This is a genomic window from Streptomyces sp. NPDC007346 (genome assembly GCF_040703535.1).
Classification (GTDB): domain Bacteria; phylum Actinomycetota; class Actinomycetes; order Streptomycetales; family Streptomycetaceae; genus Streptomyces.
The window spans coordinates 10,714-35,865 of record NZ_JBEYKR010000031.1 but is presented as its reverse complement, the minus strand read 5'-3'; the positions used below and the strand labels follow the sequence as shown (position 1 = coordinate 35,865).

At 68.1% G+C, this 25,152-nt stretch carries 22 protein-coding genes and 1 pseudogene; 9 read left to right on the top strand and 14 right to left on the bottom strand.

Going from position 1 to position 25,152, the window contains the following annotated elements; all coding sequences use genetic code 11:
* Positions 1-79: 79 nt before the first annotated feature.
* Complete coding sequence (locus AB0917_RS11710) at positions 80-2,257, top strand: discoidin domain-containing protein (RefSeq protein WP_366819326.1); 2,178 nt, start codon at positions 80-82, stop codon at positions 2,255-2,257.
* Between the two features lie 222 nt (positions 2,258-2,479).
* Here the strand turns inward: AB0917_RS11710 and AB0917_RS11705 are convergent, their stop codons facing one another.
* Positions 2,480-2,710, bottom strand: coding sequence for a hypothetical protein (locus AB0917_RS11705; protein WP_366819325.1), 231 nt, complete (start codon positions 2,708-2,710; stop codon positions 2,480-2,482).
* Positions 2,711-2,858: 148 nt separating this feature from the next.
* Positions 2,859-3,125, bottom strand: coding sequence for a hypothetical protein (locus tag AB0917_RS11700; protein ID WP_366819324.1), 267 nt, complete (start codon positions 3,123-3,125; stop codon positions 2,859-2,861).
* Positions 3,126-3,459: 334 nt separating this feature from the next.
* Between AB0917_RS11700 and AB0917_RS11695 the strand changes: the two genes are divergently transcribed.
* On the top strand, positions 3,460-4,527 hold the full coding sequence (locus AB0917_RS11695; RefSeq protein ID WP_366819323.1) for a hypothetical protein: 1,068 nt from the start codon (positions 3,460-3,462) through the stop codon (positions 4,525-4,527).
* Here the strand turns inward: AB0917_RS11695 and AB0917_RS11690 are convergent.
* The gene (locus AB0917_RS11690) at positions 4,507-5,442 is read right to left on the bottom strand and encodes an endonuclease/exonuclease/phosphatase family protein (RefSeq protein WP_366819337.1); all 936 of its coding nucleotides are present in this window, start codon (positions 5,440-5,442) and stop codon (positions 4,507-4,509) included. The genes AB0917_RS11695 and AB0917_RS11690 overlap by 21 nt on opposite strands.
* Before the next feature lie 274 nt (positions 5,443-5,716).
* Here AB0917_RS11690 and AB0917_RS11685 point away from each other — a divergent pair, with 274 nt between their 5' ends.
* The 3 genes from AB0917_RS11685 to AB0917_RS11675 all read left to right on the top strand — a co-directional run bounded on the left by AB0917_RS11685 (position 5,717) and on the right by AB0917_RS11675 (position 8,638).
* On the top strand, positions 5,717-6,172 hold the full coding sequence (locus AB0917_RS11685) for a hypothetical protein (protein ID WP_366819322.1): 456 nt from the start codon (positions 5,717-5,719) through the stop codon (positions 6,170-6,172).
* 8 nt (positions 6,173-6,180) lie between these two features.
* Entirely contained in the window at positions 6,181-7,992 is a 1,812-nt protein-coding gene (locus tag AB0917_RS11680) for an alpha/beta hydrolase (RefSeq protein ID WP_366819321.1), read from the top strand.
* A 112-nt stretch (positions 7,993-8,104) separates the two neighbouring features.
* The gene (locus tag AB0917_RS11675; protein ID WP_366819320.1) at positions 8,105-8,638 is read left to right on the top strand and encodes a hypothetical protein; all 534 of its coding nucleotides are present in this window, start codon (positions 8,105-8,107) and stop codon (positions 8,636-8,638) included.
* A gap of 101 nt (positions 8,639-8,739) precedes the next feature.
* On the opposite strand, the gene AB0917_RS11670 is transcribed toward AB0917_RS11675, so the two are convergent.
* The 5 genes from AB0917_RS11670 to AB0917_RS11650 form a co-directional block, all read right to left on the bottom strand.
* Positions 8,740-8,880, bottom strand: coding sequence for a hypothetical protein (locus tag AB0917_RS11670; RefSeq protein WP_366819319.1), 141 nt, complete (start codon positions 8,878-8,880; stop codon positions 8,740-8,742).
* Positions 8,877-9,182 (bottom strand): hypothetical protein, encoded by a 306-nt coding sequence (locus AB0917_RS11665; protein WP_366819318.1) that lies wholly within the window; start codon positions 9,180-9,182, stop codon positions 8,877-8,879. Before AB0917_RS11665 ends, AB0917_RS11670 begins: the two co-directional genes overlap by 4 nt.
* A complete protein-coding gene (locus AB0917_RS11660) occupies positions 9,179-9,355 on the bottom strand; it encodes a hypothetical protein (RefSeq protein WP_366819317.1) in 177 nt (58 codons plus the stop codon). The genes AB0917_RS11665 and AB0917_RS11660 overlap by 4 nt, the downstream gene beginning before the upstream one ends.
* A 229-nt stretch (positions 9,356-9,584) precedes the next feature.
* Positions 9,585-9,827, bottom strand: coding sequence for a DUF397 domain-containing protein (locus AB0917_RS11655; protein WP_366819316.1), 243 nt, complete (start codon positions 9,825-9,827; stop codon positions 9,585-9,587).
* Positions 9,828-10,063: 236 nt separating this feature from the next.
* Positions 10,064-10,258, bottom strand: coding sequence for a hypothetical protein (locus tag AB0917_RS11650; RefSeq protein WP_366819315.1), 195 nt, complete (start codon positions 10,256-10,258; stop codon positions 10,064-10,066).
* Between the two features lie 151 nt (positions 10,259-10,409).
* Here AB0917_RS11650 and AB0917_RS11645 point away from each other — a divergent pair, with 151 nt between their 5' ends.
* Positions 10,410-11,162: a DUF6879 family protein gene (locus AB0917_RS11645; RefSeq protein WP_366819314.1), complete on the top strand. Its 753-nt coding sequence runs from the start codon at positions 10,410-10,412 to the stop codon at positions 11,160-11,162.
* A 25-nt stretch (positions 11,163-11,187) separates the two neighbouring features.
* Complete coding sequence (locus AB0917_RS11640; protein WP_366819313.1) at positions 11,188-12,036, top strand: helix-turn-helix transcriptional regulator; 849 nt, start codon at positions 11,188-11,190, stop codon at positions 12,034-12,036.
* Between the two features lie 63 nt (positions 12,037-12,099).
* Here the strand turns inward: AB0917_RS11640 and AB0917_RS11635 are convergent, their stop codons facing one another.
* The gene (locus AB0917_RS11635; protein WP_366819312.1) at positions 12,100-12,288 is read right to left on the bottom strand and encodes a DUF397 domain-containing protein; all 189 of its coding nucleotides are present in this window, start codon (positions 12,286-12,288) and stop codon (positions 12,100-12,102) included.
* Positions 12,288-12,533: pseudogene (locus AB0917_RS11630) on the bottom strand (Scr1 family TA system antitoxin-like transcriptional regulator); the annotation flags it as partial. The pseudogene AB0917_RS11630 and the gene AB0917_RS11635, both read right to left, overlap by 1 nt.
* Between AB0917_RS11630 and AB0917_RS11625 the strand changes: the two are divergent.
* Positions 12,469-13,245: an ATP-binding protein gene (locus AB0917_RS11625; protein ID WP_366819311.1), complete on the top strand. Its 777-nt coding sequence runs from the start codon at positions 12,469-12,471 to the stop codon at positions 13,243-13,245. The pseudogene AB0917_RS11630 and the gene AB0917_RS11625 sit on opposite strands and share 65 nt — an antisense overlap.
* Positions 13,212-13,394 carry a hypothetical protein gene (locus AB0917_RS11620; RefSeq protein ID WP_366819340.1) on the top strand — a complete coding sequence of 61 codons (183 nt, stop codon included), beginning with the start codon at positions 13,212-13,214 and terminating at the stop codon, positions 13,392-13,394. The genes AB0917_RS11625 and AB0917_RS11620 overlap by 34 nt, the downstream gene beginning before the upstream one ends.
* Here AB0917_RS11620 and AB0917_RS11615 read toward each other — a convergent pair.
* The 4 genes from AB0917_RS11615 to AB0917_RS11600 are packed head-to-tail and all read right to left on the bottom strand — an operon-like array spanning position 13,372 to position 25,113.
* Positions 13,372-15,216: a DUF1998 domain-containing protein gene (locus tag AB0917_RS11615; protein ID WP_366819310.1), complete on the bottom strand. Its 1,845-nt coding sequence runs from the start codon at positions 15,214-15,216 to the stop codon at positions 13,372-13,374. The two genes, AB0917_RS11620 and AB0917_RS11615, sit on opposite strands and share 23 nt — an antisense overlap.
* The gene (locus AB0917_RS11610; protein ID WP_366819309.1) at positions 15,213-18,437 is read right to left on the bottom strand and encodes a helicase-related protein; all 3,225 of its coding nucleotides are present in this window, start codon (positions 18,435-18,437) and stop codon (positions 15,213-15,215) included. Before AB0917_RS11610 ends, AB0917_RS11615 begins: the two co-directional genes overlap by 4 nt.
* Positions 18,434-20,347, bottom strand: a complete 1,914-nt coding sequence (locus tag AB0917_RS11605) for a UvrD-helicase domain-containing protein (protein ID WP_366819308.1) — start codon at positions 20,345-20,347, stop codon at positions 18,434-18,436. Before AB0917_RS11605 ends, AB0917_RS11610 begins: the two co-directional genes overlap by 4 nt.
* The gene (locus AB0917_RS11600) at positions 20,344-25,113 is read right to left on the bottom strand and encodes a DEAD/DEAH box helicase (protein WP_366819307.1); all 4,770 of its coding nucleotides are present in this window, start codon (positions 25,111-25,113) and stop codon (positions 20,344-20,346) included. Before AB0917_RS11600 ends, AB0917_RS11605 begins: the two co-directional genes overlap by 4 nt.
* Positions 25,114-25,152: the final 39 nt, after the last annotated feature.

The following is a 25,152-nucleotide window of genomic DNA, read 5'->3' as shown; positions in this document are numbered from 1 at the left end:
TCACCCCCTCACAGCGTCACCCCGTCACCCCCTTCACCGCCTCACCCCCTTCACCCCCTCCCCCTCCTCAGGAGCCGCCATGCCTTCCTCGCGCAGACCCGCCATGCCCTCCCTGCGCAGACCCGCGCTCACCCTGACCCTCGCCGCCCTCCTCGCCTCCTCCCTCACCGTCATCACCTCGCCGACCGAGGCGCGGGCCGCCGACCCCCTGATCTCCCAGGGCAAGACCGCCACCGCCTCCTCGAACGAGGGCGACGGCCTCTCCGCCGCACAGGCCGTCGACGGCGACCTCACCGGCACCCGCTGGGCCAGCCAGTGGTCCGACTCCCAGTGGATCCAGATCGACCTCGGCCAACGGGCCGACCTGAGCCGCGCCGTGCTGACCTGGGAGGGCGCCTACGGCAAGGACTACGAGATCCAGGCCAGCGACAACGGCACCGACTGGACCACCGTCAGGAAGGTCACCGACTCCGACGGCGGCACCGACGACCTGGCCCTCACCGGCTCCGGCCGCTACGTACGGATGCTCGGCATCACCCGCTCCGGCGGCTACGGCTACTCCCTCTGGGAGTTCCAGGTCTACGGCACCTACGGCGACACCCCGCCGCAGACCGGCGGCGGCGCCGTCAAGGTCACCGGCGGCCAGGGCGCGTGGCAGCTCACCGTGGACGGACAGCCCTACACCGTCAAGGGCCTGACCTGGGGCCCGTCCATGGCGGACGCCCCGAGGTACATGCCCGACCTGAAGTCGATGGGCGTCAACACCGTCCGCACCTGGGGTACGGACGCGAGCACCAAGCCGCTCCTCGACGCGGCGGCCGCGAACGGGCTGCGCGTCATGAACGGCTTCTGGCTCCAGCCCGGCGGCGGCCCCGGCAGCGGCGGCTGCGCCGACTACGTCACGGACACCGCGTACAAGACGACCATGCTCACCGAGATCGCCAAGTGGGTCGAGACCTACAAGGACCACCCCGCGACCCTCATGTGGAACGTCGGCAACGAGTCCGTCCTCGGCCTCCAGAACTGCTACGGCGGTGCCGAACTGGAAGCCCAGCGCAACGCGTACACGACCTTCGTCAACGACGCCGCCAAGAAGATCCACTCCATCGACGCCGACCACCCGGTGACCTCCACCGACGCGTGGACGGGCGCCTGGCCGTACTACAAGCGCAACGCCCCCGACCTCGACCTGTACTCGATGAACGCCTACGGCGACATCTGCGGCGTCCAGCGGGACTGGGTGGAGGGCGGCTACACCAAGCCCTACATCATCACCGAGACCGGCCCGGCGGGTGAGTGGGAGGTGCCCGACGACGCCAACGGCGTCCCCGACGAGCCGACCGACGTACAGAAGCGCGACGGCTACAGCAAGGCCTGGGACTGCACCGTCGGCCACCAGGGCGTGGCCCTGGGCGCGACGCTCTTCCACTACGGCCTGGAGCACGACTTCGGCGGGGTGTGGTTCAACCTGATCCCCGACGGCCTGAAGCGGCTGTCGTACTACTCGGTGAAGAAGGCGTTCACGGGCTCCAACGCCGGTGACAACCTGCCGCCGGTCATCAGCGACATGGCGGTGACGCCGGCCGGATCCGCCCCGGCGGGCGGGGAGTTCACCGTCCGCGCGGACATCCGCGACCCCGAGAACGACCCGGTGACGAACAAGATCTTCCTCAGCGGCAACTACGCCAACGGCGACAACCGGCTCGTACCGGCGCAGTTCAGGTCCACGGGCGACGGTACGTTCGCGGTGACCGCTCCCGAGAAGCTCGGCGTGTGGAAGGTCTACATCCAGTCCGAGGACGGGAAGGGCAACGCGGGCATCGAGACCAAGTCGGTCAAGGTCGTCGCTCCGCCCATGACCGGCACCAACGCGGCTCTCGGCAAGCCCACCACGGCCTCCAGCTCGCAGGCCTCGTACGGCGACTGCCCCTGCCCGCCGGAGCGCGCCACGGACGGGCGGCTCGACACCCGCTGGGCCAGCGACTGGAGCGACCCCCAGTGGATAGCGGTCGACCTCGGTGCGCGCATGCCCGTCCGCACCGTGCAGCTGGTGTGGGACCCGGCCTACGCCAAGTCCTACGAGGTCCAGGTCTCGGACGACGGCACCAACTGGCGTACGGTCCACACCACGACGAACGGCAACGGTGACGTGGACACCATCGCCCTGACCGAGACGGCCCGCCACGTGCGGCTCCACCTCACCGCCCGTGGCACGGACTGGGGTTACTCACTGCACGAGTTCGGCGTCTACAGCTGATCGACCGGGACCACCCCCGGGGGCCGCTCCGCACCGGAGCGGCCCCCACTCCACGTACCGGCAGGGCGAGTACGGGCAGCAGCCGCACCGGACACGCCGCACCCCGTCGGCCGCGCTACGCAGACGGGGCCCGTACGTCCCCAGCGGGCCTAGCACCGGCAGGTACCCGTACACGCCCAGCGGGCGCAGCACCGGCAGGTACCCGTACAGGCCCTGCGGGCGTTACGTCGGCAGAGCCCGTACCTGCCCGTCGTCACCGGAGCGGCCGAACGCGGAGAACGCACGCTCCTCCCGCCGAGCGGCAGCGGCTCGCACGCTGCTCCAGTCCAGCGCCTGCCGCGCGGTGTCCTGGGTCTGCTGGGCGGCGGTGCGGGCCTCGGCCTGGGCGTCCCCGCGCTCCTGGACGAGAAGGTCGTAGATCGGCGTGGTCGCTGATATCGCAGAAGTGCTCACGACAGATCCTCCTGCCCGCTCTTCACCGTTTCACCGACCCTGGCCCCAGGCCTGGGCCTGGGGGCGGGTGTACGGGCGGGTGTGTGGCCGGACGTACGGGCGGGCGTGTGGACGGACATGTGGACGGGCGTGGGACCGGGCTTAGGCATCACACACCATGCCCCTGAGCTGCGAGCCATCGGTGTACGGCCGCCTTGTCGGCGACGCTGATGCGCACCGCCGCCCCGCCGGTGTCCGGCCCCTCGTCCTCGTTGAACGCGGTGTCGGTGACCCGTGCGGTGACCCAGTCGGACAGCTCACGGGCGGCCGCAGGGGACAGGCGGCGCCGTTCCCAGTCACGTCCGGCCTCCTCAGCCGTGGGCGAGTCGTTCCGCGCCGCTTCGTTCAGCCACGCGGGCACGAGACGTTCGGTCACTTCCTCGTCGGAAGGTGACGACGAGGGCGACGACGAGGGCGAGGGAGAAGGAGAGGACGGAGAGGAAGGAGAGGACTGCGGAGAGGACGTCATGGGGAGAGGGTGACCGCCTCCCGGCCCTCTCATACATGGCTTCGGCCATCCGGCCACCGGGGGACGAGCTGAACACATGTTCGCGTGGAGGCGGGCGGCCCGAACGAGATACGGTGACGACGCCATCACCCTGTGTGCGCGTACGTGCGATACGTACGGTACGGGCGTACAGGGCGGCCCCCGAGGGTGCGACAACACCCACCGAGGGCCTTACACCTCCAGTGGAACGGACCCACCAGAAATGCTGCGTCATGTTATCGCGCCCTCTTCGGGCTGGACCAAGGCTCCGAACACCGTCGTGCGCTCACCTCGGCTGAACAGCGACGCCAAGGTGCTCCTCCTCTACGTCCAGGGCCTCCCCGAATCCGCCACGGACCGCCCGCTGGGCGAACTGGCCGGAAAGCTCGCCATGAAGGGCCGCTCGTACCAGCTGGCCAAGAAGCAACTGACCCAGCACGGCTACCTCCACGAGTGGCGCTCCCAGGGCGACGGCGGCCGCTGGGCCACGGAACAGCTCCTCGCCAACACGCCGCTGACGCGGGACGAGGCCAAGGCGGTACGCGCCCGGCTGACGGCACAGGCGGAGCAGCCGCCGCAGACCGAGCCGGCCTGCCCACCGCCGAGTGTGCAGTCTCCGACGGCCGGTGAGCCGACTCCTCGGCCGGTCGGCGGCTATGAACCGAAGGAAGAACACGATGAAGAGAACTCTCCCCACCCACCCTCCGAACCGGCAGACGGACAACCGCACCCGGACCTGAAGGCCGTACCCCGCCCAACTCCCGTACAACAGCAGCCGACAGAGCCGCCCGCACCGCGCTCCTCCCCGCAACTGACGCGAGCAGAGAAGGTGTTGCTCTCCCTACGCCACTCAAGGCGTGAGCTTCTGCTGGGGGTGGGGGAGGCGCGCGCCCTGGCTGTGGAGGCGGCCCAGTGGCTGGAGCGCGGCCTGACGGAGTCGGAGCTACGGCACGCTCTCCTGGCCGAACTCCCTGAGGGCGGGGTGCGTTCGGCGTTCGGCTTTCTCCGTCACCGGCTGACGCACAAATGCCCGGTGCCCCCGGCCCCCGTAGCGCCCCCGGAGCCGCCGCCCCAGCCGGTCCGGCCTCTGATCGTCTGCGCGGGCACCGAGGAGGAGCACCTGTTCCGGCCGCTGGGCGACGAGACGGAGTGCGCGGAGTGCCGCCGGGCGACGGCGTACGCGAGCTGGATGGTCGACACGGACACGTACGACTTCCCGCCGGACATGACCTGGCGCCAACGCTTCGTGGCGGTGGCGAAGGCGGACGCGCTACGGGGCAGGACGGCCTGAGGGCTGGAGCGGGTCCAGGGTGACACGGGCGGCGACGGGCAGGTGGTCGCTGCCGGTGGCAGGCAGGGTACGGATATGGGCGACGGTGCCCGAACGGGCGAGGACCTGATCGATCCGGGCCACCGGAAAGGCGGCGGGGAAACTGAAGGCGAACCCGCGCTCGGCCACGTTCAACTGCGAGGTGAGCGGGGCGATCCCGCGATCGTCGACGGTGCTGTTGAGATCCCCCATGAGGATGACGGCCCGCACTTTCTCGCCCCGGACGAGCTCGCCCAACTCCTGGGCGCTCTCGTCACGCAGGGAGGAGGCGAGCCCACCGACCCCCAGCCGCACGGAGGGCAGATGAGCGACGTACGCGGCGACGTCCCCGTACGGCGTCTGCACCACGGCCCGCAACCCCCGGCTCCACCCCTCCTCGATCGCCCGAGGCTTGATGTCCACCAACTGGTCTTCCGCGATCGGGTACTTGGACCAGAGCCCGACGGTCCCGTGGACGGCGTGGTACGGATAGTCGGCCCCGAGCACGTCCTCGTACACCGCCAGCGCGGGCACCACCAACTCCTCCAGCGCGACGAGATCACCCCCGGCCGCGACGAGCGCACGGGCGGTCCCGGCCGGATCGGGGTTCTCGTCACTGACGTTGTGCTGCACGACGACCAACTCCCGCGCCCCGCCCTCACCACCCGGCAGCAGCAACCCACCGAAGCCCTGCACCCAGACGGCCACGGGCAGCAGCAGAGCCACCAGGGCAACACCGGACCGCCGCACGAGGGCGACGACGAGCAGAAGAACGACAACGACGCCGACCCACGGCAGAAAGGACTCGACCAGACTCCCCACGCGCCCAGGGAAATTGGGGACGGCCCGATGAAAGCCCCCCACCCCGGCCACAACAACAGCGAGCCCGGCGACCATCCACCCTCGACCGCTCACGCCGGCCGACGCCCGCCACTGCACTGCCCGTGCCACCCCACCGTCTGCTCGCTCCACCATGTCTTCTCGTCCCCTTGTCCTTGCCTCACAGGACGAGTGGCCAGGGGAATCAGGTTCCGGTCTCTCACCGAGACCTCCACGAGAGACCGAGTTTGATTTAGCCCGTCGAAGCCCGAGATCATGTCGGCTCAGCCTGAGGCGCCGGGGAACGGGCGCACGGGCAAACGGGGAATCGGGAAACGGGGAGAACTTCCGGATGGCGTGGGACGAGTGGGAGCGAATCAAAGCTGATGCGGCGGCCAATGGGCCCGCGCATATGCAACTGAATCAGGCTCCTTCGCAGGGCGGAACCCAGGCGGGGCCGGCTTCGGAGGACCTGAAATCGGACAAAAAATCCTGGGTGCAGGCCGGTGAGGGCGTCACAGGGCTGAAGACCGGCGTAGGTAAGGCGTTGACGAAGCTGGCTGATGGGCAGGCGGGGCTGGGCGACACCGGCGGGTCTCGGAGCGCGGCGGCGCAGAAGGAGCTCTACGACTCCTGGAAGAAGTACGTCAGTGACGTGAACGGCCGCTGTGACGCGTTGGGTCGGCTGTTGCAGAAGGCGGGCCACGATCTCTCGAAACCCGATCAGGAGGTCGAGGCCGAGCTGGAGAGGCTTGAGGTGAAATACAAGGACACCGAGGCCGTCGGCGGCCAGACGAAGGGGGAGTGATTTCGGTCATGGACCTCGCGACGTTGAAAGCCTTCAAGCCTTCGGAGTACGAAGAGGCCGCGGACGGCTACCGAGCCACGGCCGACACGGCCAGTACGGCCAAGGACACGATCGACAACCGGATCAGCGCTGGAGTCCGCAACCAGTTGGAGGGCAAGGCGGCGAAAGCCGCCCTGCTGGCCCTCAAAGGTCTGTCGCAGAACTTCCACTACGCGCAGACCGAGTGCGGCTTGGTCAGTACGGCGCTGAACGGCTTCGCCTTCGATATGGCGGTCGCCAAGCGGAAGCTGGAAGCGGCGATCGAGGACGCCACGGCCGCCGGCTGCACGGTGAACCCGAACGGCTCAGTCTCGTACCCGGCGGGCTCGAAACCCGGTGACGAAAAGCCCACAGAGGGCGGCACGGTGACCGGGAGCGCCGGAGGCAGTCCGACGTCCGACGCGTTGGAGCGCCAGGCGGTGAACATCCACCCGAACCCGAACTACGGCAGAGCGCTGGAGTACGCCAACCGGATCGCCGACGCCTTGAACGAGGCCACGGAAGCGGATACGAAGTGGGCGCCCAAGCTGCGCGCGCTGAAGGCCGACGACGACCTGACGGTCTCCGATCGGGACTGGGCGGACGTGCAGTCGGACACGGGCGGCGTCCGCGAGGTCGGCAAGAACTACTTCGATTCTCTGCCCGAACCGCCGAAGGACGGCAGCCCGAAGGACAACGCTTCCTGGTGGAGGGGTCTCAGCCCGGAGGAACAGTCTGCGTGGCTCTCGTTGCGGCCCGACACCGTGGGGGCCCTTGACGGCCTGCCTTCCCCAGTTCGTGATGAGGCGAACCGTGTCGTCCTCATGGAGGAGTACGCACGTGTCCAGATGAAACTGGACACGATTCCGAAGCCGCCTGTCCCTGAGTGGACATACATCAACGCGGGTGGCTACCCCTCCAAGGTGCGCACCGACGAATGGATGGAGTGGCACAACAAGTACGGTGACCGCTACGAACGGCTCACCAAGTCCCGTGACGGTATGGAGAGCATTCAAGGACGATTCGATCAGACAGGCGAGGAAGGCCTGCCGGAGGCATACCTGCTGGGTTTCAGTACGGAGGGGAACGGCCGGGCGATCGTTGCGAATGGCAACCCGGACACGGCTGATCACCAAGCGGTGTACGTACCGGGTACGACGTCGAATCTGGGCAGCGTCGGAGGCGACATCAACAGGATGACCAATGTGTGGCGTCTGGCCGACGAAGAGGCGGATGGCAACTCGGTTTCCACGATCACCTGGCTCGGGTACGACGCGCCACAGAACATCGTGAAGGACTCGCCATTCAGCCATTACGCGGATGACGGCGCTCCCGCCTACAACCGCTTCATCGACGGCCTCGACGCCTCACGTACGACTGATGCCGATCCGCATCGAACGGCGATCGGCCACTCTTACGGTACGACCCTGATCGGTTCTGCGGCTCGGCAGGGCGAACTGAACGTGGATGATGTGATCCTCGCGGGCAGCCCAGGGGTTCAGGTGAGCAAGGCTGAGCATTTGGACGTTCCCGAAGGACACGTCTGGAACCAGGAAGCCGACGGGGACTTCGTGCCGGACATCGGCCGTTGGGGGCATGGTGGAACGGACTGGGACGGCGCATGGATCATCCCGAGCGACCCGATTTTCGGTGCCAACCAGATGCCTACGGACACCGAGGGACACAGTGACTACTGGAAGGAGGGCACCGACAGCCTGCGGCACCAGGCACTGGTTGTCGCGGGACGTGGGGATGAGGTCGAGCTGAAGCCGGTGCCTCCCGCGTATACAAGGGGGCGGTAGAGGTGTGCAACGGAGAGCCGGATCGTGCATGGGACGACGGAACGATCCCCCCACAGCCCCCGACCGCACTGACCGGCCTGTATTCCGGCCCGACCGAACGAGGCTCTTCAGCGTGAAGACTGCACTGGGCGCTAAGGCGCTCCTCGTGTCCATCGCCCTAACCACCCTCACTGGATGCAGCATGACTGACGCCAAGGATTCCGGCTCTCTCCCCACCGCGGGCACCAGCACGTCGAAGGAAGCCGCTCAAACGGTGAAGAAGGTCTCCAGCGAGATCTACGACCTGATCGGCATCAAGGGGAAGGCATCCAACAGCGGAGCCGGCGTCACGGAGTGCGGCGATAAGGACCCAGAAAAATACTTCCAGGTCTTTCACCCTTGGAGCTTCACGCCGGCATCACCTGAACAGCTCGGCGATGTGATGGTGAAGCTCAAGGAAGAGCTTCCCAAGCACGGTTGGAAGGTAGTCGAGTTTGGGCCTGACACCAGCAAGAACAAGAACGTCAGGCTCACTGCCGACAACGACAAGAAGAAGCACAGCGTCAAGATCTGGCACTATGCCAAGCGAAATCCGCCCAAGTTGAGCTTGATGGTGGTGTCTGGCTGCTACCAGGTCCCGGAGGGGGAGAAGGTCCAACGATTCTGAGGCCGTCACGTCAGTGTGCACCCCGGGCGGGCGTGGGGCAGCAGCACCCTCCGCCCCTATGTCCCCCCCCGGCATGCCGGCCGGGCTGTCGGCTCATCGGCTCAGGGGGTGTACTCCTTCTCCGAAATGGCGGCCCGGTGCAGCGACTCCGCGAAGTAGTCGAAGTCGACGCCGACCAGATGCTCGATGAGGGTCTGTCTGACATCCCGTACGCGCTGGGAGAGCCGACGTCCCCGTGTCACCGGGAAGGATGACGTGCCGCAAGGCATCCTTCTCGATCACACAGCCGATGAGCTTCTCTGCGACCCAGATCGGCGTACGTTCCCGGATTGCGAACGTCAGGTCGTTCGGTGCGGCCCGCTGTTCGATGGCGGTCCGGGTGCAGCGCGGCACCGTTGCGTACGACGGCGCTCTCGTCGGCGGGCACGCACCCGGTTTCCAGGTAGTGGCCGATGCTCTCCGGGCTGATCACCCGGTCGAGCTCGCCGGCCTCGCGTTCGTACACGTGCGGCTCGTCCGGCCACGAGGTCAGGAGCGCTGTCACGCCCGGGGCGGGTAGTAGGAGGCGGAGGGACAGTAGGCGCGGCCGCCGTCATCCCGCTCGCCAGGAGGATTGGCCTCGTACGTGCTCTTCAGCCAGGTGACGGCACCCACGACGCGGGTCCAGGTGCGCTCCACCGCGGTCTGGTTCTGCCGCATGAGCCAGTGCCCGGTCATGAGGGGCGGCAGCGTCGAAGAGACGAACGCGCGGGTCTGTTCGGAGTTCCGTTCTGCACCCGGACGGCGTAGGGCCTCCTGGCCGTACGCGTCTGCCGGTCCATGGACCGTATCCGTGCCAGTGCCCTGACCAGGTCATCTGCGCCCTTCGATAGGGGAGGCGGGCCGGCCCGGAGGATGTCCGTTCCGGCCCACTGCGTGGCGCTTCGTGCTCAGGAAGGGGGCCAGATCAGAGCGTCAGGCCCCGCGTCCTGACCCACCCGGCGGCGAAGTCGTCGAGCTCGGCCGCGGTGAAGCGCAGCTCCTTGCCCGAGCCCTCGGGCTTGCTGTCACGGATGACGAAGGAGGCCTCCGCACCGGGGATGGCGGCGAGGCTCACACAGGTCTCGTTGGACCCGCCCGCGTTGCCGCCGCAGTAGGTGGCGAAGGCGCCGGCGGGCGGGATCGGCAGCGCGTAGAGGTTTCCGTTCACGGGAGAGTCCTTCCGGTGCTGATGTCGCGGAGATACGGTCTCCGCGCCGTCGTGCTCCTGAACCCGCCCGGCTGCCGACCGTCCATGGAGACAGCCGGGCGGGGGTCTGGGGGGTGGGTTGTCCGGGCGGTTACCGGCTTGAGGCGAGCCCGAGGCGAACTCCGTAGCTGTACGTAGCTGTACCCGTTGCGCTTGTTCGCGCCCGAACAGCCGACGTCACCGGTCGCGTGGGAAGTTCAGTGATCCTGGGGGTGTCTCCGTAGGAACACGTTGCAGTCGGACACCGTGGTCATGTCGCCCCCTGCTCTGGCGCGGTCTCTCACCGCCGCGAGTTCGGTGCATCCCGCACAGCCCTCCACTGGTACGGGATCAGGGTCCGCACACAGTGGAAGCTCTACGGGAGGGGTGCTGTACCGGGTCGGCTCGGTCATGCCATTCATGGTCGGGTGGCCGAGGCGATGGCCACGGGCGATATTCGCGAATATTCTCGTGCGCGAAGCGGTCATCCCTCGACATCCACGCGAGGCAGCGGACAACCTTAGATCAGTGGATGAACAATCTCGATGTGAGAGGCGGCGAGTGATGGCACGTCAATTACGGTTCAACGGCACGGGCAGTGGGGGCACGGGATGTCCCTCTGTCCATGAGGACGTGGAGAGCGGAGAGGTCATCGTCCACGGGCCGCCATTGACCGACTCTGGCGACATCGCCCAACTGCAGCACCTGTCCGAGGGGGAAGTGGCAGTAGTCGTACCTCGTGAATTGCTGGTCGACTGGACGCCGAAGGACACGACCCGACAGGCGCAGATCATCGACCTGGCCGAGTTCGAGGGCCTGTTCCGCACGTTCGACCACTCGGCCTGGAGACTGGAAACCCGGCGACGCTTCGCCAGCGACGAAGCCACGAACACCTACCGCCAGTTCGTCGAGACCGGTGCTGTCGACTGGGACGTGGAAGATCCGTACTGCGAGCTGATCCGGTCCCAGACCGCGCAGGGCAAACGGGTCGAACGGGTGCGGATCGTCGACCAGCCGCCGACTATGGGCCAGCTGTACCTTCTGAACAACGCCAAGAGGAACAGCGGTCTGGGAGAGGACATTCGGAACCTTTGGCGGGCAGATGCCGATCGGCTCCGGCTTCCCTCCGAGGACTTCTGGTTGTTCGACAGTCGGCTTGCCGCGAAACTGCGCTTCGACGGCGAGGATAACCTCGTGGACGTCGAGTTGATCACCGAGCCGGCCGAGATCGTCAGATACTCCGTCATCCGCGACGCGGCATGGCATCACGCCGTGCCGTACGAGGAGTTCGCGGTGAAGCTGAGCGACAGCGAGTAAGAGCAGAAGGAACAGACGCGTACCGGTGAGCACGGTTTTTCAGAAAGCTCGTGAGGATCTGGGGCGACGGCTCCGCGCTCTCCGAACAGAGAGCCCTCATGGACCCCTCACCGGTACCGCTCTGAGCGTGTCGCTCGGCTGGTCACAGAGCAAAGTGAGCAAGCTGGAGAACGGACGTCAGACACCCACTGCGCAAGACCTCCGGGCATGGGCCGATGCCACCGGACACTCAGGGGTGTACGAGGAGCTCCACGGACGGCTGAAGGGCTTCGAGTCGCACATCCGGTCATGGCGACGACAGCTGTCGTCAGGGCACCGCCCGGTACAGGAGACGTGGAACACGGTAACGGCGGACGCCCGCGTACTGCATGTGTGGGATTCCTTCGCTGTCAACGGTCTGCTGCAGACCCCGGACTACGCGCGGCACGTGTTCGAGTGCTACGCGACGCTCCAGAAATCACCCCGCGACACCGAGGACGCGGTGAGAGCCCGCATGGACCGGCAGCGATGGCTGTACCAGCCCGGGCGACGTCTCAACCTCCTTCTGTGGGAAGGCGCGCTACGGGCGCAGGTATGTCCCCCCGAGGTCATGGCGGGGCAGATGGACCGCCTGCTGGGCGTCGTTGGCATGGATACCGTCCGGCTTGGGGTCGTGCCGTTGAACGCCGCTCTGCGTCTTCCTCCGGCCAACGCGTTCTGGATCGTCGGCGAGCAGTTGGTGATCACGGAGGACTGGCACGCGGAACTATGGCTGGACGGCTCCGACACGGTTGCTCTGTACCAGCGGATCTGGGAATCCCTGCACGAGTCCGCCGTGTTCGGCGCCGAGGCGCGACATGTCATCGCTCGAGCGCGACAGGCCATTTCCACGTAGGTGATGTACGGGCACGTACCACGTTCCGCCGTACGAGACCTGGTGGCGGGACTTCTCCGGCGCCTACCTTCGCGCTGCCATGCTTGTGAGGAATCCGGACCAGGCCGCATGGCCGACGGCTATGTGCGGGCCTTGGGGCCGCGTCGAGTCGCGTACTCCCACAGCTGCCGACAGGTCGGCGACTTCCACGCACTCCGTGCCGCTGCCCCCGCGGTACGAGGACTTGAACCAGTGGCCGACGCCGTGATCCATCAAAGCTCCCTGCTCACTTGTTCCAGGAGCGCGGCAGACCGCTCGATGTCCAGGGACTGCGCACGCAGGTACTCGAACGCCAACTTATAACGTGCCAGTTCTGCGGGCTTCTCCATGAAAAGCCCGCCACCGATGATGTCCACGTAGACCACACCGAGTTCGGGGTCCGGGCCGCCGAGGATGACGAAGCTCCCGACCGCGGCCGCGTGGGCGCCCGCTGCGAACGGGAGTACCTGCACGGCGATGTCCGCTTCGAGCAAGGTGGCGTACGCCGGGTGCGCGTGTTGGCGGGCGCGCCCCCCGATGCTTCCTTGTGCGAGTTCCAAAATGAGAGTTCCGCTGTCGGTCTTGCCCCGGGGTCGGTCGCGATGGGTGACCGTGTGCGTGGCGAGAGTGGTGATCGACAGGGCTGGCTGCCGCTTCGGCGTGGTTCGCCGAGCCTGGGACATTTCGCTCCTGGCGGAGCCCGAGGAGCTCGCCGGTCTCAGGCGAGTGATCAGCCTGCACCTTGCGCTGTGGGGCCTGGCGGACACCGTGCAGGACGCACAGCTATGCGCTACAGAGCTCGTGACGAACGTGATGGAGCACGTCGGAGTGGGGACGCCGGCTCGCCTGGCCGTCTCGATGAGCGGCAGCCGGTTGCGCCTCGAAGTCAGCGACCCGGAGACCCGGACACTGCCTACCCTCGGTGCGGGTGCAGAGGAGGACGAGCGAGGAAGAGGGCTGGTGCTCGTCGACGGCGTGGCGGAGCGGTGGAGTGTCGTCCTCAGAGGTGACTCCGAGGTCACCTGGTGCGAGCCGGCCACCGGGCTGCGTTCGTCGATCGATCACGTCGAAGGACCACGAGTCGCCGAGGCGGAAGCGTTGCTGGGCTTGATGGGGATCGCGTCACGGACAGGGGGGCCTCGCGTGGGCCACCGGGCGTGGCCCACGCGGAGGAGGCCGCCATCGACGTGATCGCCGACCTCCTCCACCGGCTCCGGGCCCACGGCTGCGATCCGGACAGTGCTCTGGACCGTGCGCAGACGCACTTCGAGGCCGAGCTGCCCGAAGCCGTATACCCGAAGCCGTACGACCGTGGGCTCAGGAACTCAGAACTTCGCTGAAGAATCCGATCGACGGGTTCTCCGGGGTCCCGATGAGAAGAGCACGGTCGAGCAAGCCGTTGTTGTGCTCGCAGCTCGTCTCCGGGAGGAGCACGCAGGCATGGCAGGCCGCGAGGTTGATGCCGCCGACGCCGCTCCCCTCGGACTCGACGCAGAGAGGGTCGGAGGAACACCACCGAGCCCTGTCGAGGGCCGAGTCCAGGGACCGTTGGAGGCGGGTGGGCTCGCCCTGCGCGACCAGCCCACCGAGGCTTCCCGCGGAGTCGCTGGTCGCCGTGCAGATGAGGATGCCCGCCATGGTCTCGCCCGCGTACAGCCGTTCCCGGAGCGAGGCCGCCGGATAGCCGCCGTCCAGGCTCCACTCGTTGATCAGCGCGTGAGCGAGGGTATGGAGGAGAACCATGCGGGGAGTGGCCGGCGATTCGGGGACGGAGTCCGGGTCCTGGGACCGTTCGCGCATCATGCGGGTGTGGTTGGTCCGTATGACTTCGGCCCGCGCCGCTACGGCCGCGCTCCGGGACCAGGTGTCCAGCCGCTGCTCGTCGAGCCGGAGAAAGACACCCTCGCCCTGCACCTCCATCGCGGGCAGCCAGTCCAGATCGTTGAGGGAGAGAGCGGCTTCGTGGACGTCCGTTCGGGTCTCGGGTGTGTCGACCCGGGAGAACGCCTTGAGTGCGCGGACTTCCCGCAGCCGCTTCACCAGCATGGGGCCCGTGACCCCGTACGGGGTCAGCACGGTCGGGGAGGACCGGGGCGGCTCGCACACGAACTGGTCCTCGTGATCCGACTCGCTCTCCGCCTGCCCCTCGATCAGCCGCTCGTACTCCTGCCTCCGGAGGGCGACGAAGGCGCTGTCCGCGGGGGCTGTCTCGTCGGCGCCCGCGTCCTCCTGGTTCTCCGCTTCGAGCAGCGCGATGACCTTGGCTGCCGAGAAGTCGTACTTCTCCGTCAGCGCGAGGGCCTTGAGGTAGATCTCGATCCCGCCGCTGTTCCCGGTCTCGTACAGCTCACGGAGCTGGTCCATGTGGTTCTGGAGACGGGTGAAGTGGCCGTCGCTCCACGGGGGGATCGACAACGCGGTCCGCACGATCGGCTGCCAGGCGACGGACGAACCGCGTTGCAGGGTGCGTGGCCTCTCGGAGCAGCGATCGGTCGGCGCGTCCTTGAGCCAGGGGCGTCTGCCGCTGCAGAAGACCTTCAGGTCGGACAACGCCGTGCCGCTGAAGGCACCCTCCATGGACACTTCGGGAACACCGCAGGTGCAGGAGATCAGGATCGAGCGGAGGGACGCGGTCTTCCCGCTCGTGCGCAGTCGCATCTCTCCGCCGCAGAAGCCGGCCTCACCCTCCTGCCGATTCTTGCGGTGTGCCCACTTCCAGTACGGGAAGTCGTCGATGTGGCCCTTGGCGCAAGCCATGACGAAGCGCGAGGGGACGAGGTCCTCCTCGCAGTCACCGCACTCGTTCCTACCCGGCGGAGAGTTGAACTGCCGTACGTGCTGGAGCACGGTGCACGTCGGGCACGAGTGCCACAGGGGAAAGCGGCGTACGTGCACGCCGTCCTTGCTCGTGTCGTCCGATGCCGGAGGCAGGCGGAACGACTTCACGCCGAGGACCCGGGCCAACCGGTGCTCGAAGACGGTCGGTGCGTCGGTGATGCTCCACGAGTCGATCCCGGTGACCATGAACGATTCGTTGTCCACCGCGACGAGCGAGCCGACGCCGTAGGTCGTGATCATCTGGGCGCGACGGACCGCACCGCGACGGGGATAGCTGCGCTCCGGCGCTCCGGGCCTGCGGCGCCGGGCGGGGGGAGGGGTCATCGGGTTGCCTCCATGAACAGGGCGGACTCGGCGTCGACATCGCGCAGACTCCACAGGGTGGGCCAGGCGTCTTCGCCGACGGCCTCGAAGCCGCACAACAGCGACGGAGTCCTACGGCCGCGCTTCGGCTCGTAGAGCAGACCGCCGTTGCTCTCGGCCTTCTCCGCCCACCGGTCGACGAACTCGTCGAAGGCGTCCGCCGTCGCTTCGTATTCGTCCGGATCGACGGCCTCGACCCGGGCCAGCAGGGCCGTTCGGACCACCTGGTCCAGTTCGTCGCGGAACTCCTCGATCCGTCCGGCGCCGTCGTTCGGGCGGGCCGCGGGGATCAGGATGCGAGCGAGCGCGACGATGACGGCATGAAGGCCCCGGTCGCGGGATCGGGAGGAGAACGGGGTCACGCTGGTCGACTCGACCTCGCGGTACAGCGCCGAGTGGTAGTGCTGGAAGCTCTCGTAGTGCGAACGGTCCCGGGAGCGGTTCGCGTTGAGCATCACGGCCACCAGGCCGGGGTGGCGGCGGCCCACCCGGCTGGTCGCCTGGATGTACTCGGCCGTGGTCTGCGGCTGTCCCATGACGGCCATCAGTCCGAGTCGGTCCACGTCGACGCCGACCGAGATCATGTTGGTGGCCAGCAGGACGTCCACGACATCGGAATGCGGCAACCGTCGCTCCACCTGCTTGAGCCGCTTCGGCACCTCGCTGGAGTTCGCCCGACTGGTCAACTCGGTCTGCTCCAGGACCTTCCGCCGCTCGCCGCCGTCCCGGTCCGCCAGGAAGCCGAGCTGGGCGTCGACGTCGTCATGGACCTGCAACTCCGCGGCGGCCAACAGCCGAAGGCTGTTGAAGTAGCCGACGAGCGTCCAGTACGCGTCACGTACCTCGTCCGCGTCCTCGCCCTGTGCGGCCCGGTGCAGCAGGCCGGCGTAGGTGCGGATGAGCAGGGTGGACTGGCTCGTGCTCGGCGTGAGCAGTCCGACGTACTGTCGACTCGCCTTGCGCTCCTTGGGTGTCTCCACGGCGAACCACGAGTCCCTGGCGTCGATGCCCGCCGGCGGGAACTGGGCGACCTCGCGGGCGAACAGCTTGTTGCCCTGCTCCGAGGCCCGACGGATCGTCGCCGTCGACGCGATGACCTTCGGTTCGTTCGCGAGCAGGTCCACAGCCGTCTCGTACAGACCGGTGAGAGTGCCCAACGGTCCCGAGATGAGGTGGAGTTCGTCCTGCACGATCAGCTCCGGAGGCGGAGTGCCGTCCTCGCGGTCACGGTTGAACAGCGCGGCGGTCCGCTCCCGCCACGGCATGGCGGCGAACTTGTCGACCGTGGCGATCACCAGCGTGGGGCGCGCTTCGTAGACGGCTTCGTCGACCAGGTGGACCGGCAGGCCGCCGTGGAAGTCGCACCACGTGTCGGGGCAGCGGACGTACATCCGCTTGGCCTCTTCGTCGACCTCGTACTGGTACGCGTCGATACGGGTGCCGCACCACGGGCACGCGTGCAGTTGGACCGGGTTCTTCTCCTGAAGCTCCTTCTCCTTACGAAGCTCCACGAGGCTCTCCTCGGCGACCGAGAGCTTGTTGGGCGTGGCGGACTGCCCCACCCACATGCCGATGGAGATGGGTTCGGTCCCCAGCGCCCGTTCGTCGCCGAGACGGATACGTTCCATGGCGCAGATCAGCGACGCGGCACGCTCGAACTGCTGCAGGGTGAGCAGTCGCAAGGTGTAGCGCATCAGGACCGTCACGCCACCGCCGTGCTCCTTCAGCCTCATGCGTCGCAGGAAGGTCGTGAAGGCGATCAGGCCGAGGTACGCCTCGGTCTTGCCACCACCTGTCGGGAACCACAGGAGGTCGGCGGTACGGCGATCGTCGTGGTCGGGGTCCACGATTCCTTCGAGGCAGAGGAGCATGAAGGAGATCTGGAACGGGCGCCAGCGCCCCGCGGCCGTGTCGGGTGAGCCCTCGCGTCCCTTCTTCACCCACTCGCTGCGGGCCCGTTGCTGAGCCATCGCACGGTTGGCGAGACGGAAGGCCCTCATCGCCTCGCCGTCCGTGCCGAGGACTCCGATACCGCGACGCATACGGGCCAGAGCCGTGCGACAGTGCTCGATCTGCGCCCGAGCCGGGGGCTCGTGCGGGGTGCCCCGGAACGCGGAGGCCTCCGCCTCCTTGCGCTCGATCCACTCCGCGTACCCGGCCATCAGCTCGTTGAGCGCCGACAGGATCTCGCTCTCGGGCCGGGTCGCCAGGTCCTCCATGCTGAGGGCCGAATCGTCGATCTCGGGGTTGGAGTCGGTGAGCAGGACGTCGTGTGCCGGTACGAACTCGGTGCGTACGGTGGTGATCGCCGCGCGCTCGACGTTCGGGGCGCCGATGGGCGGCGGAGTCCAGTCCCAGTCCGCCGAGCAGCCGTGCCCGACGGCGAAGGTGGGCGCGTGCCGGTGCAGCAGCCGGCTCGTCGCCACCTCGGGGTCGACCACCCTGCGCTCGGACGGGCGGTCGACCACGCCCGGCGCACCGGACTCGGTGGTCACGGTCAGTCGGGGCTGGTAGAGACAGAAGGCGTCCTGGAAGGCGTGCTTGCCCACCAGGTTCGTGTTGATCAGCGTCACGGTCACGGTGACCGTTCCGCTCGACGGGGCCTTTGGTCGGACGACCACGTACAACGCCACGCCCTCGTGGAGGTCGTTCACCCGGTAGCGGCGGGGAACCGTCACATCGACGGTCACCGGGCGCACGGACAGCTCGCGTCGACGCCAGTGCTCCTTCTGCTCCGAGACGGTCCGGGCCTCCGCGCGCTCGGCGGTCACACGCCGTCCGTCCTGGTCGACCGGATCGTAGGCCGCGGCCTCCGTGCGGACGACGAGACGGGGGGAGATCTCGGGGTCCACGGCGAACGTCAGCCCCATGGACGAAGGACGCCGGTCACCGACGGGGGCCGTACCGAGATCGGGCAGCGTGTCCTCGACGTCCCTCCCTCTCCGTACGAGCGGAGCGTCGTCGAGCCCGTCGTTCTCCGCCGCGTCCTCCGCCAGCACCTGCTCGGACTCGCGATCGGACGCCCTGGGGAACAACACCCCGATCGGGTACGTGGTGATCGGCGGATCCTGGGTCAGGATCTCGTCGGCGGTTCGGGGACCGAGGAGGTCCTGGCGGAGCTGCTCGACGAGCCCTTCCCGGAGTGCGTAGTGGGCGGCGTGAACGTTCATGTCGTTGGTCATCCGACGATGCCTTCCTGCGCGGTCCCTCTGACGCGCCTGTAACGCCCGAGCCCTGACATGCGGGGCACCGTCCAGATGCCATGGTCGCCGAGGCCGGCGCGGGCACCGGAGGCGCTGCTGCCCGCGACGCTCTCCAGGCAGTCGACCCGGAAGCCGTTGATCTCCACCGGCCAGTTGATCTCCCACGTCTTGTTGATCTTCAGGGACGTGTGGAGATCCTTGCGGAACCGCTCCGAGACGACGGAGATCGGCCGATCTCCGTGAAAGATCGTGTACGGAGGACTCTGGTCGGCGGCCATGGGCATCTCGTGCTGGGGCCGGAGAACCAGCTCGTCACCGGGAGAGACCGACGCGGCCAAGTAGTCCTGCAAGGACGGGGCGTCGTCGGTGAAGCCGTCCGTACCGGGCGGATGCTCCCGACCCACGTCCTGCCCGGAAGCCACGATCCCGTCGCGGATGTACGACTTCCAGCCGCCCAGGTACCAGCGTTCGGTGACCCTGTCCCGGCGTACGAGTGCCGTGTCGGGCGCGGCGATACGGAACAGGTCGTCCCGGGCGCGGGTCATCGCCACGTACAGCGAACGAGCCTCGGCCGCCGGGTCGACATGGGTGTGCTGCTTGCGCAGTTCCGCCGTCGTGGCCGGTTCCACCACGATCACCCGATCGAATTCGAGCCCCTTGGCGCGGTGCACGGTCGACACCACCAGGTTCGCGGGTTCCACGGCCGCCAGGTCGTCCGGGAAGCGCCCTTCGGCGACCAGACGCCGCACCCCCGCCACATCCATCAGCCCTCGGGGGGCGCGGGCGGCACCGCGCAGGGAACGCCAGATCCGGGCACGGCCCCCGACGGGGGCGGTCGGTCCGGCGGAGAGCAGCTCCTGGAAGCGTTCCTCGGTCAAGGTGGTGGTACCCGTGTTGCGCAGGACCGAGGTGACCCAGGCCGGGACGGGACGGTCCTGGAGGGCGCGCTGGACCCGATGCCCCACTCCGAGGGAGAACAGCGCCTCGGACAGCACCAGAGCCTGGCGGTTGTCCCTGCAGAGGATGGCGCAGGTGCCCGGGTAGGCCCGGAGCGACTCGACGGTGAACGGGTCGTCCAGAGGGCCGAAGTCGGGACACGAGCGCAGCAGGTCGGTCAGCCGCCGGTGGAACTTCTCGCCGGCCGCGTCGGATTCGGCGGGTTCCGACGGCAGTCTCTTGAGCTCGGCGCCGAGAGCGAGAGCCGTACGGGCCTCCTCCGTGCGGGCCCGGAAGTTGGTGGTGAGGTGCAGCTCGACCAGGTCGTCCGGGTAGGAGGCCCGCAGCCAGTCGAAGAAGTAGTTCGTCTCCGCCGCACGGGCTTCCTGGTCGGAGACCTGGAAGCCGAAGATGGCCTGGGCGCCGTCCCCCACCACCGTGAAACCGCAGCTGTCCTGGAAGCGGTCCAGCAGCGTCTCCACCATGTCCCGGCGGTCGCCCACCAGGTCCTGGACCTCGTCGATCACCACGTGGGTCGGGGGCCCCTGCTCGCTCTCCTCGACGACCCCCCGCAGGATCGCCTCGGTCGTCTCCCTGATCCGCTCGTCGAAGCGCAGGGCGCCCCAGTCCCGGTCGGGCTGCTCACCGCGCAGCACCGAGTAGGCCCAGGAGTCGAAGGTCTGCACCCGGACCCGACGGGCCTCCCGGGCGTGCAGCGCGATCCGCTCGCGCAGCTCACGGACCGCCGCGCGGGAGAAGCTCAGCACCAGGATCTCGCCGGCTTCGAGAGCCTCCTCCTCGTGGCCCATGAGGGCGTCGAGGCGGCGGACCAGGGTGTGTGTCTTGCCCGCACCCGCGCCGGCCGTGACCAGCAACCGGGCGTCCCAGGTCTGCTCGACCACAGCCCGCTGTTCCTCGGTCAGGGGCGGGCTGTCGTGGTACGCGTCGGTCACTTGGCCCTCCACAGGTGCTCGAACTGCGTGAAGGCGAGCGCCTTGCCGTAATTGGTGATGTTGTCACGGACGTTGAGGATCAGGCAGGTCTCCTTGCCTCCGTTGCCGGGACCGCGCAGACCACGACCGATCATCTGTTGGTAGACGTTGGGGCTGTAGGTGGGGCGGGCGACGACGACGGCCCGGGTGGCCGGGGCGTCGAACCCCTGGGTGAGAACACCGTAGTTCGTGAGGACGCGAACACGGCCGCGGCGGAAGTCGCCGATGCTCCTCCTGCGCTCGCCCGCAGAGGTTGCCGAGTCCACCGAGGCGGCGGTGATGTCACGGTCCTTGAGCTTCGCCGCGAGGAACTTGGCGTGCGCCACGGACGTGGCGAAGACGAGGACCGGCCAGTCGGCGGGCATCTCGGCGATCTCTTCCAGGATGCGGTTGTTGCGGTCCTGGTCGTCGGCGAGGCGCTGCTCGGCCGCCTTCGACAGCAGGCTCATCTGATCGGCCCGCTCCTTCTCGTCGTCGGTCAGCTCGATGGTGCCGCCCACCAGCTCCCGGTGGTCGACCTTGGCCAGCATGCCGAGTTCCTGCAGCTCCGCGTAGGCGTCGCCGGACGGGAAGATCCCGTCGTCGAGACGCTGACCGCCGAAGCGTTGGACCAGGCGCTTCGTCTCCTCGTCGTTCGTGTTGCGGAAGGGCGTCGCGGTGAGCCCCAGCAGATGGCGCCGCGTGTCACGAGCGGTCAGACCGAGTTGCTCGAGAATCTTCGTGTACTGGGGAGAGATGGCGACATGGGCTTCGTCGACGATGACCAGACTCGCCTTCCGGAGCCACGCGTATCCATCGGTTCCGAGGCAGTTGCGGAGCTTCGCGTCCGTCGCGATCACGAGGTGCGGTCGGTCGCTCACCGGCCCCGCCTCGTTGGTCGTCCACAGCCTGCTGATCGTCAGCGGGCTCTCGGCACCGACCTTCGACCAGACGAAGCTCCAGCTCTGGACCGCCTGCTCACAGAGTTCCTCGGTCTGGGCGATCCAGAGGATGGGGCCGTCCAGCTCCCCGACGGACTTGACCCAGCGGATCACCGCCTCCGCCGCCACCCGGGTCTTGCCCGCCCCCGTGGGCAGGGACAGCATTCCGCGTTGGGGCGCGAACCGGTCGAGCATCGCGAACACCTTGGTCGCCAGACGTTCCTGGTAGTCGTGCAGGCGCGGGAACTCGGTGGGGCCGGGGATCTCGATCCTCGGCGGCAGCGAAGGCGCCCTGGTCCCCGCGAAGGAGTCGGGGAAGCCGAAGTCGGAGACGAACTTCACCGCGGGCGAGGAGCCGGTGAAGCTCGACGGCGCGTGGCTCGGATACGCGGCCAGCAGGTCACGGGTGTGCACGTGCAGTACGCCGTCGCCATGGGCGTTGTACGCCATCCGCGCGATCCGCCGGGCCGACGGCTCGACGCCCCCGAGCTCGACCCGCTCGCTGTCCAGCAGACCGGGCGGCAGTCCGGCCTGCAGCGCTTCCTCTCCGATGAGCAGCTCCAGCTTCTCCTCGACGCTCTCCGCCTCCCGGACCCGGCGCAGCGCGGCCTGGAGCTGCTGATCGGCCTCCTGCCGCTCCTGGGCCTCCAGAACCGCCCGGCATCCCGCCTCTCCCATCCCCCAGCGCAGCTCGCGGTCGACGGCCGTCAGAGCCGCGAGCCTGCTCTCGGGTTCGAGGACGAGCACGGTGTCACCCTGGAGGGCGCTCTTGAGGGCGGTGGGCTGGCTGCCCCGGGGGGTACGGGTCACCTCCTCCAGCTCGGAGCAGCGCAGCAGCCGGTAGTTGTTGACCACGTTGCCCTTGCGCAGGCGCAGCGTGGGGAACTCGTCGTGCAGGGACGTGGGCTCGCCGATGCCCACATGACGGGTCTCCTTGGTGATGACATCGGCGTGGCGCAACATGCCCCACGTCCTGACGAGCAGAGCCGCGTCTTCGGGGCTTCCCGCGAGCAGCGCGGGGATCTGCTCCGCGCGCAGCGCTCGGTACTCCGCGTCGGAGGCCGCGACAGCGATCTTGTCGTCCTCCTGCGCGGACCACTCCGACCCGATCCGGCAACGGGTGAGCTCCCCCTCGGGGAAGTCCACCCCGAGCTGGGTCAGCATCACGTACGTACGGCCGACGAAGGCGTCGTCGTCGCTGGTGCGGAGCTGTTCGAGCAGGCGGTCCCACTGCTTCACCGGGACGTCGTCCACCACGGTCGGCATATGCAGCTTGCGGGCCTTCTCGGCGCTGATGTCCGCCACCGGCAGGACATCGGCGTACGCGTGGAGCTGAGGGCCCACGGCGTCGGAGAGCGGGACGATGCCCTGCGAGGTGGGGACGCGGCCGTGGCGACCGAGCATCCAACGCAGCGGGGAGCGAACGGACTTGCGCGTGGCCACCTGGACGCCGAACTGCATGGTCCAGGTGTCGATGACGCCCGCTTCCGGCAACGCCTTGACGAACGCGGCCCGCCCCTCGTCCGACAATCGCTCCAGGAGGTGCAGCGGACCGCCGATCGGTGAGCCCTCCAACTTGAGCCTGTTGAACTGCGGGCGGTTCGCGTTGCTGCTCAACGTCCTGCAATAGCTGTCATAGATCGCCGTCGCGTACTCGGCGAACCAGGCTTCGTCCGACGAGGGGCGGTGCCCCGCGGTAGGCACAGCACGGAGACCGAACTCGTGGAAGACCATCCTGTCGTCGGAGTGGAAGTCCAGATCCACCGCCACCGAGACGTCCCGGGATCCGTCACCGGGCACCACGGCTCCGGGCAGGAGACAGTCCCGCATACGGTGGAAACGGCCGTCCACCGTGCGTACGTACAGCGTGGTCAGAGGGTCGGGGACCCGGGCGATCACCTCGCCGCTCACCTGGCTGCCGCCCGCACTGTGGAACAGCTCCCAGAAGCGCCCCCAGTCCTGGGGACCGTAACCGGTGAAGCCCTGCTCGAGGACCCCGATGAAGCGGCCGCGGGAGTCCGCCTCCCGGATGCCGATGGTGTTGAGGTCGCTGATGAGCGACTGGTCCTCGGAGAGGGCGGCGTCCACGTACGTCGTGCCGTCCCGCAGACCGTCCTGGGCGGCCCTGCGGAAGACCTTGCCCACCACGGGGGGCACCAACCCGCTCTCCTCGGTCAGCACGATGCGCGCCGTTCGGGCCTCTTCCGCGAAGGGCGAGCCGATCTCGACCATCGCGGCGAGAATGCGGATCGCGACGGCTGAAGCCTCGGCCGTACCGTCGCCGACCAGCGCCTCCAACCACTCCCGGACGGTCGCGCGGCCCTGCCTGGTCTGTTCCAGGATGTGCCCCACCTTGCCGGGGCGGAACTCGGCGGCCTCCACGGAGGGGTGGACCCAGTTCGCGGGACGCCCGGGGTAGGCGTTCCACATCCGCAGCCAGTCGAGCTTGAGGGGCGACTTTCCGATCGGAGCGGGGTGGACGCGCAGTTCCCGAGGCACCCGCAGGACGCCGTCCTGGTCGGGAAGGGACGGCAGCTGTGCGGTCAGCTTCCAGATCTGCTCGGTCAGATACCTGTCGGCCCAGTTGAGGGTCTCCGACTCCCTGGTCCGGCCGGGCAGCAGCGGGAGGTAGGCGCCGGGGTCCTCCGCGGGGGCCAGCCGAGGCAGCGACTCGACGACCAGCTTCGCCGCGACCTGGATGATCTCCTCGTTGAAGGGGCTGGAGTCCAAGAGGTTCTGGCGGTCCTCGTTCGTCTTCCAGGCGCCGTTGAGGATGCCCGCCAAGGTCATCGGGTACTTGGTCGGGAAGAACGACCAGAACTCGCCGCGTCCTTTGGGAACGGTGAGGACGGTGTCGCCGGTGTATGCGGGAACGGCCCACGAGACGTCGATCGTCCCCCGGTCGTGCATCTCGCCCGCGCTGGCCCTGGCCCGCTCGGTGGGCCGGTGGGCGTGGGTGAAGACCTTCCAGGTGGCGCGGGATTCTGGCTTGCCCGTACGGGCTTCGTGGATCGTGTGCACGACGTCCTCGTGCTCGACCGTGATCTCCCGCCGGATCTGCGGCATCACCCGACGGTTCTCCAGGACCACCGTTCCCACGTGATGGGAGAAGAGTTGGAAACGGGCGGGGAACTCCCGCTGGATCTCCTGGCCGGCGACCGTGTGGATGTCGTGTCCCAGGCGATCGGCAGCGCCCGGCAGGAGAGGAAGCCGGACCACGGTGGTGGCCCAGCCGAGCAACTCGTCCAGGACGGGATCCGCCGAACGCTCCTTCTCGACCTCCAAGGGACGGGCCATACGCAGCACCGGGGCCTCGAAGTCGCCGCCGAGTACGCCACCGCCGGCCTTCCTGATCTCCTCGAACGACCACGCCCGGTCGAAGCCGAAGGACCCGGAGCTGCTGAAGAATTGAGGGGCGTCGGTGACGGCGAGGACCGATTTCACCCCCACCCCGAAGCGGCCGATCTGCCCGCCGCGCTTCTTCGAAACGCTCATCCGGAGAATGGTCTCGGCGCCCTCCGCCGTGACCTCCTTGCCCTCGTTCGCGCAGTAGAGGTGGGTGTTCGTGAGTACGACGTGCACCTTACCGCCCGGAGAGTGCGCGATCTCGTCCGCGGCATTCTGGACGAGCTCGAACAACTGGCGGTCCCCGTAACCGCCCTGCGTGATCCGCCGCTCACCATTGGCGTGCTCCAGAATCAACCCCGGGTCGACGCGATACGTCTCCAACACGCGCGCCGACTGTTCGATGATTGTCTGGATGACGGACGTTTCGCCCGAACTGCCCGTCACATTGGGGTGGTTCAAAGTATTCCCATTCCATGGCTGTGAGCTGAACGCGGGAGG

What these genes read in the sequence shown, in the direction of transcription:
- AB0917_RS11710 (WP_366819326.1), top strand. Translation starts at nt 80, where the DNA reads ATGCCTTCCTCGCGCAGACCCGCCATGCCCTCCCTGCGCAGACCCGCG.
- AB0917_RS11695 (WP_366819323.1), top strand. Translation starts at nt 3,460, where the DNA reads ATGCTGCGTCATGTTATCGCGCCCTCTTCGGGCTGGACCAAGGCTCCG.
- AB0917_RS11690 (WP_366819337.1), bottom strand. Translation starts at nt 5,442, where the DNA reads ATGGTCGCCGGGCTCGCTGTTGTTGTGGCCGGGGTGGGGGGCTTTCAT.
- AB0917_RS11685 (WP_366819322.1), top strand. Translation starts at nt 5,717, where the DNA reads ATGGCGTGGGACGAGTGGGAGCGAATCAAAGCTGATGCGGCGGCCAAT.
- AB0917_RS11680 (WP_366819321.1), top strand. Translation starts at nt 6,181, where the DNA reads ATGGACCTCGCGACGTTGAAAGCCTTCAAGCCTTCGGAGTACGAAGAG.
- AB0917_RS11660 (WP_366819317.1), bottom strand. Translation starts at nt 9,355, where the DNA reads ATGACCGGGCACTGGCTCATGCGGCAGAACCAGACCGCGGTGGAGCGC.
- AB0917_RS11650 (WP_366819315.1), bottom strand. Translation starts at nt 10,258, where the DNA reads ATGACCGAGCCGACCCGGTACAGCACCCCTCCCGTAGAGCTTCCACTG.
- AB0917_RS11645 (WP_366819314.1), top strand. Translation starts at nt 10,410, where the DNA reads ATGGCACGTCAATTACGGTTCAACGGCACGGGCAGTGGGGGCACGGGA.
- AB0917_RS11635 (WP_366819312.1), bottom strand. Translation starts at nt 12,288, where the DNA reads ATGGATCACGGCGTCGGCCACTGGTTCAAGTCCTCGTACCGCGGGGGC.
- AB0917_RS11625 (WP_366819311.1), top strand. Translation starts at nt 12,469, where the DNA reads ATGACGAAGCTCCCGACCGCGGCCGCGTGGGCGCCCGCTGCGAACGGG.
- AB0917_RS11615 (WP_366819310.1), bottom strand. Translation starts at nt 15,216, where the DNA reads ATGACCCCTCCCCCCGCCCGGCGCCGCAGGCCCGGAGCGCCGGAGCGC.
- AB0917_RS11610 (WP_366819309.1), bottom strand. Translation starts at nt 18,437, where the DNA reads ATGACCAACGACATGAACGTTCACGCCGCCCACTACGCACTCCGGGAA.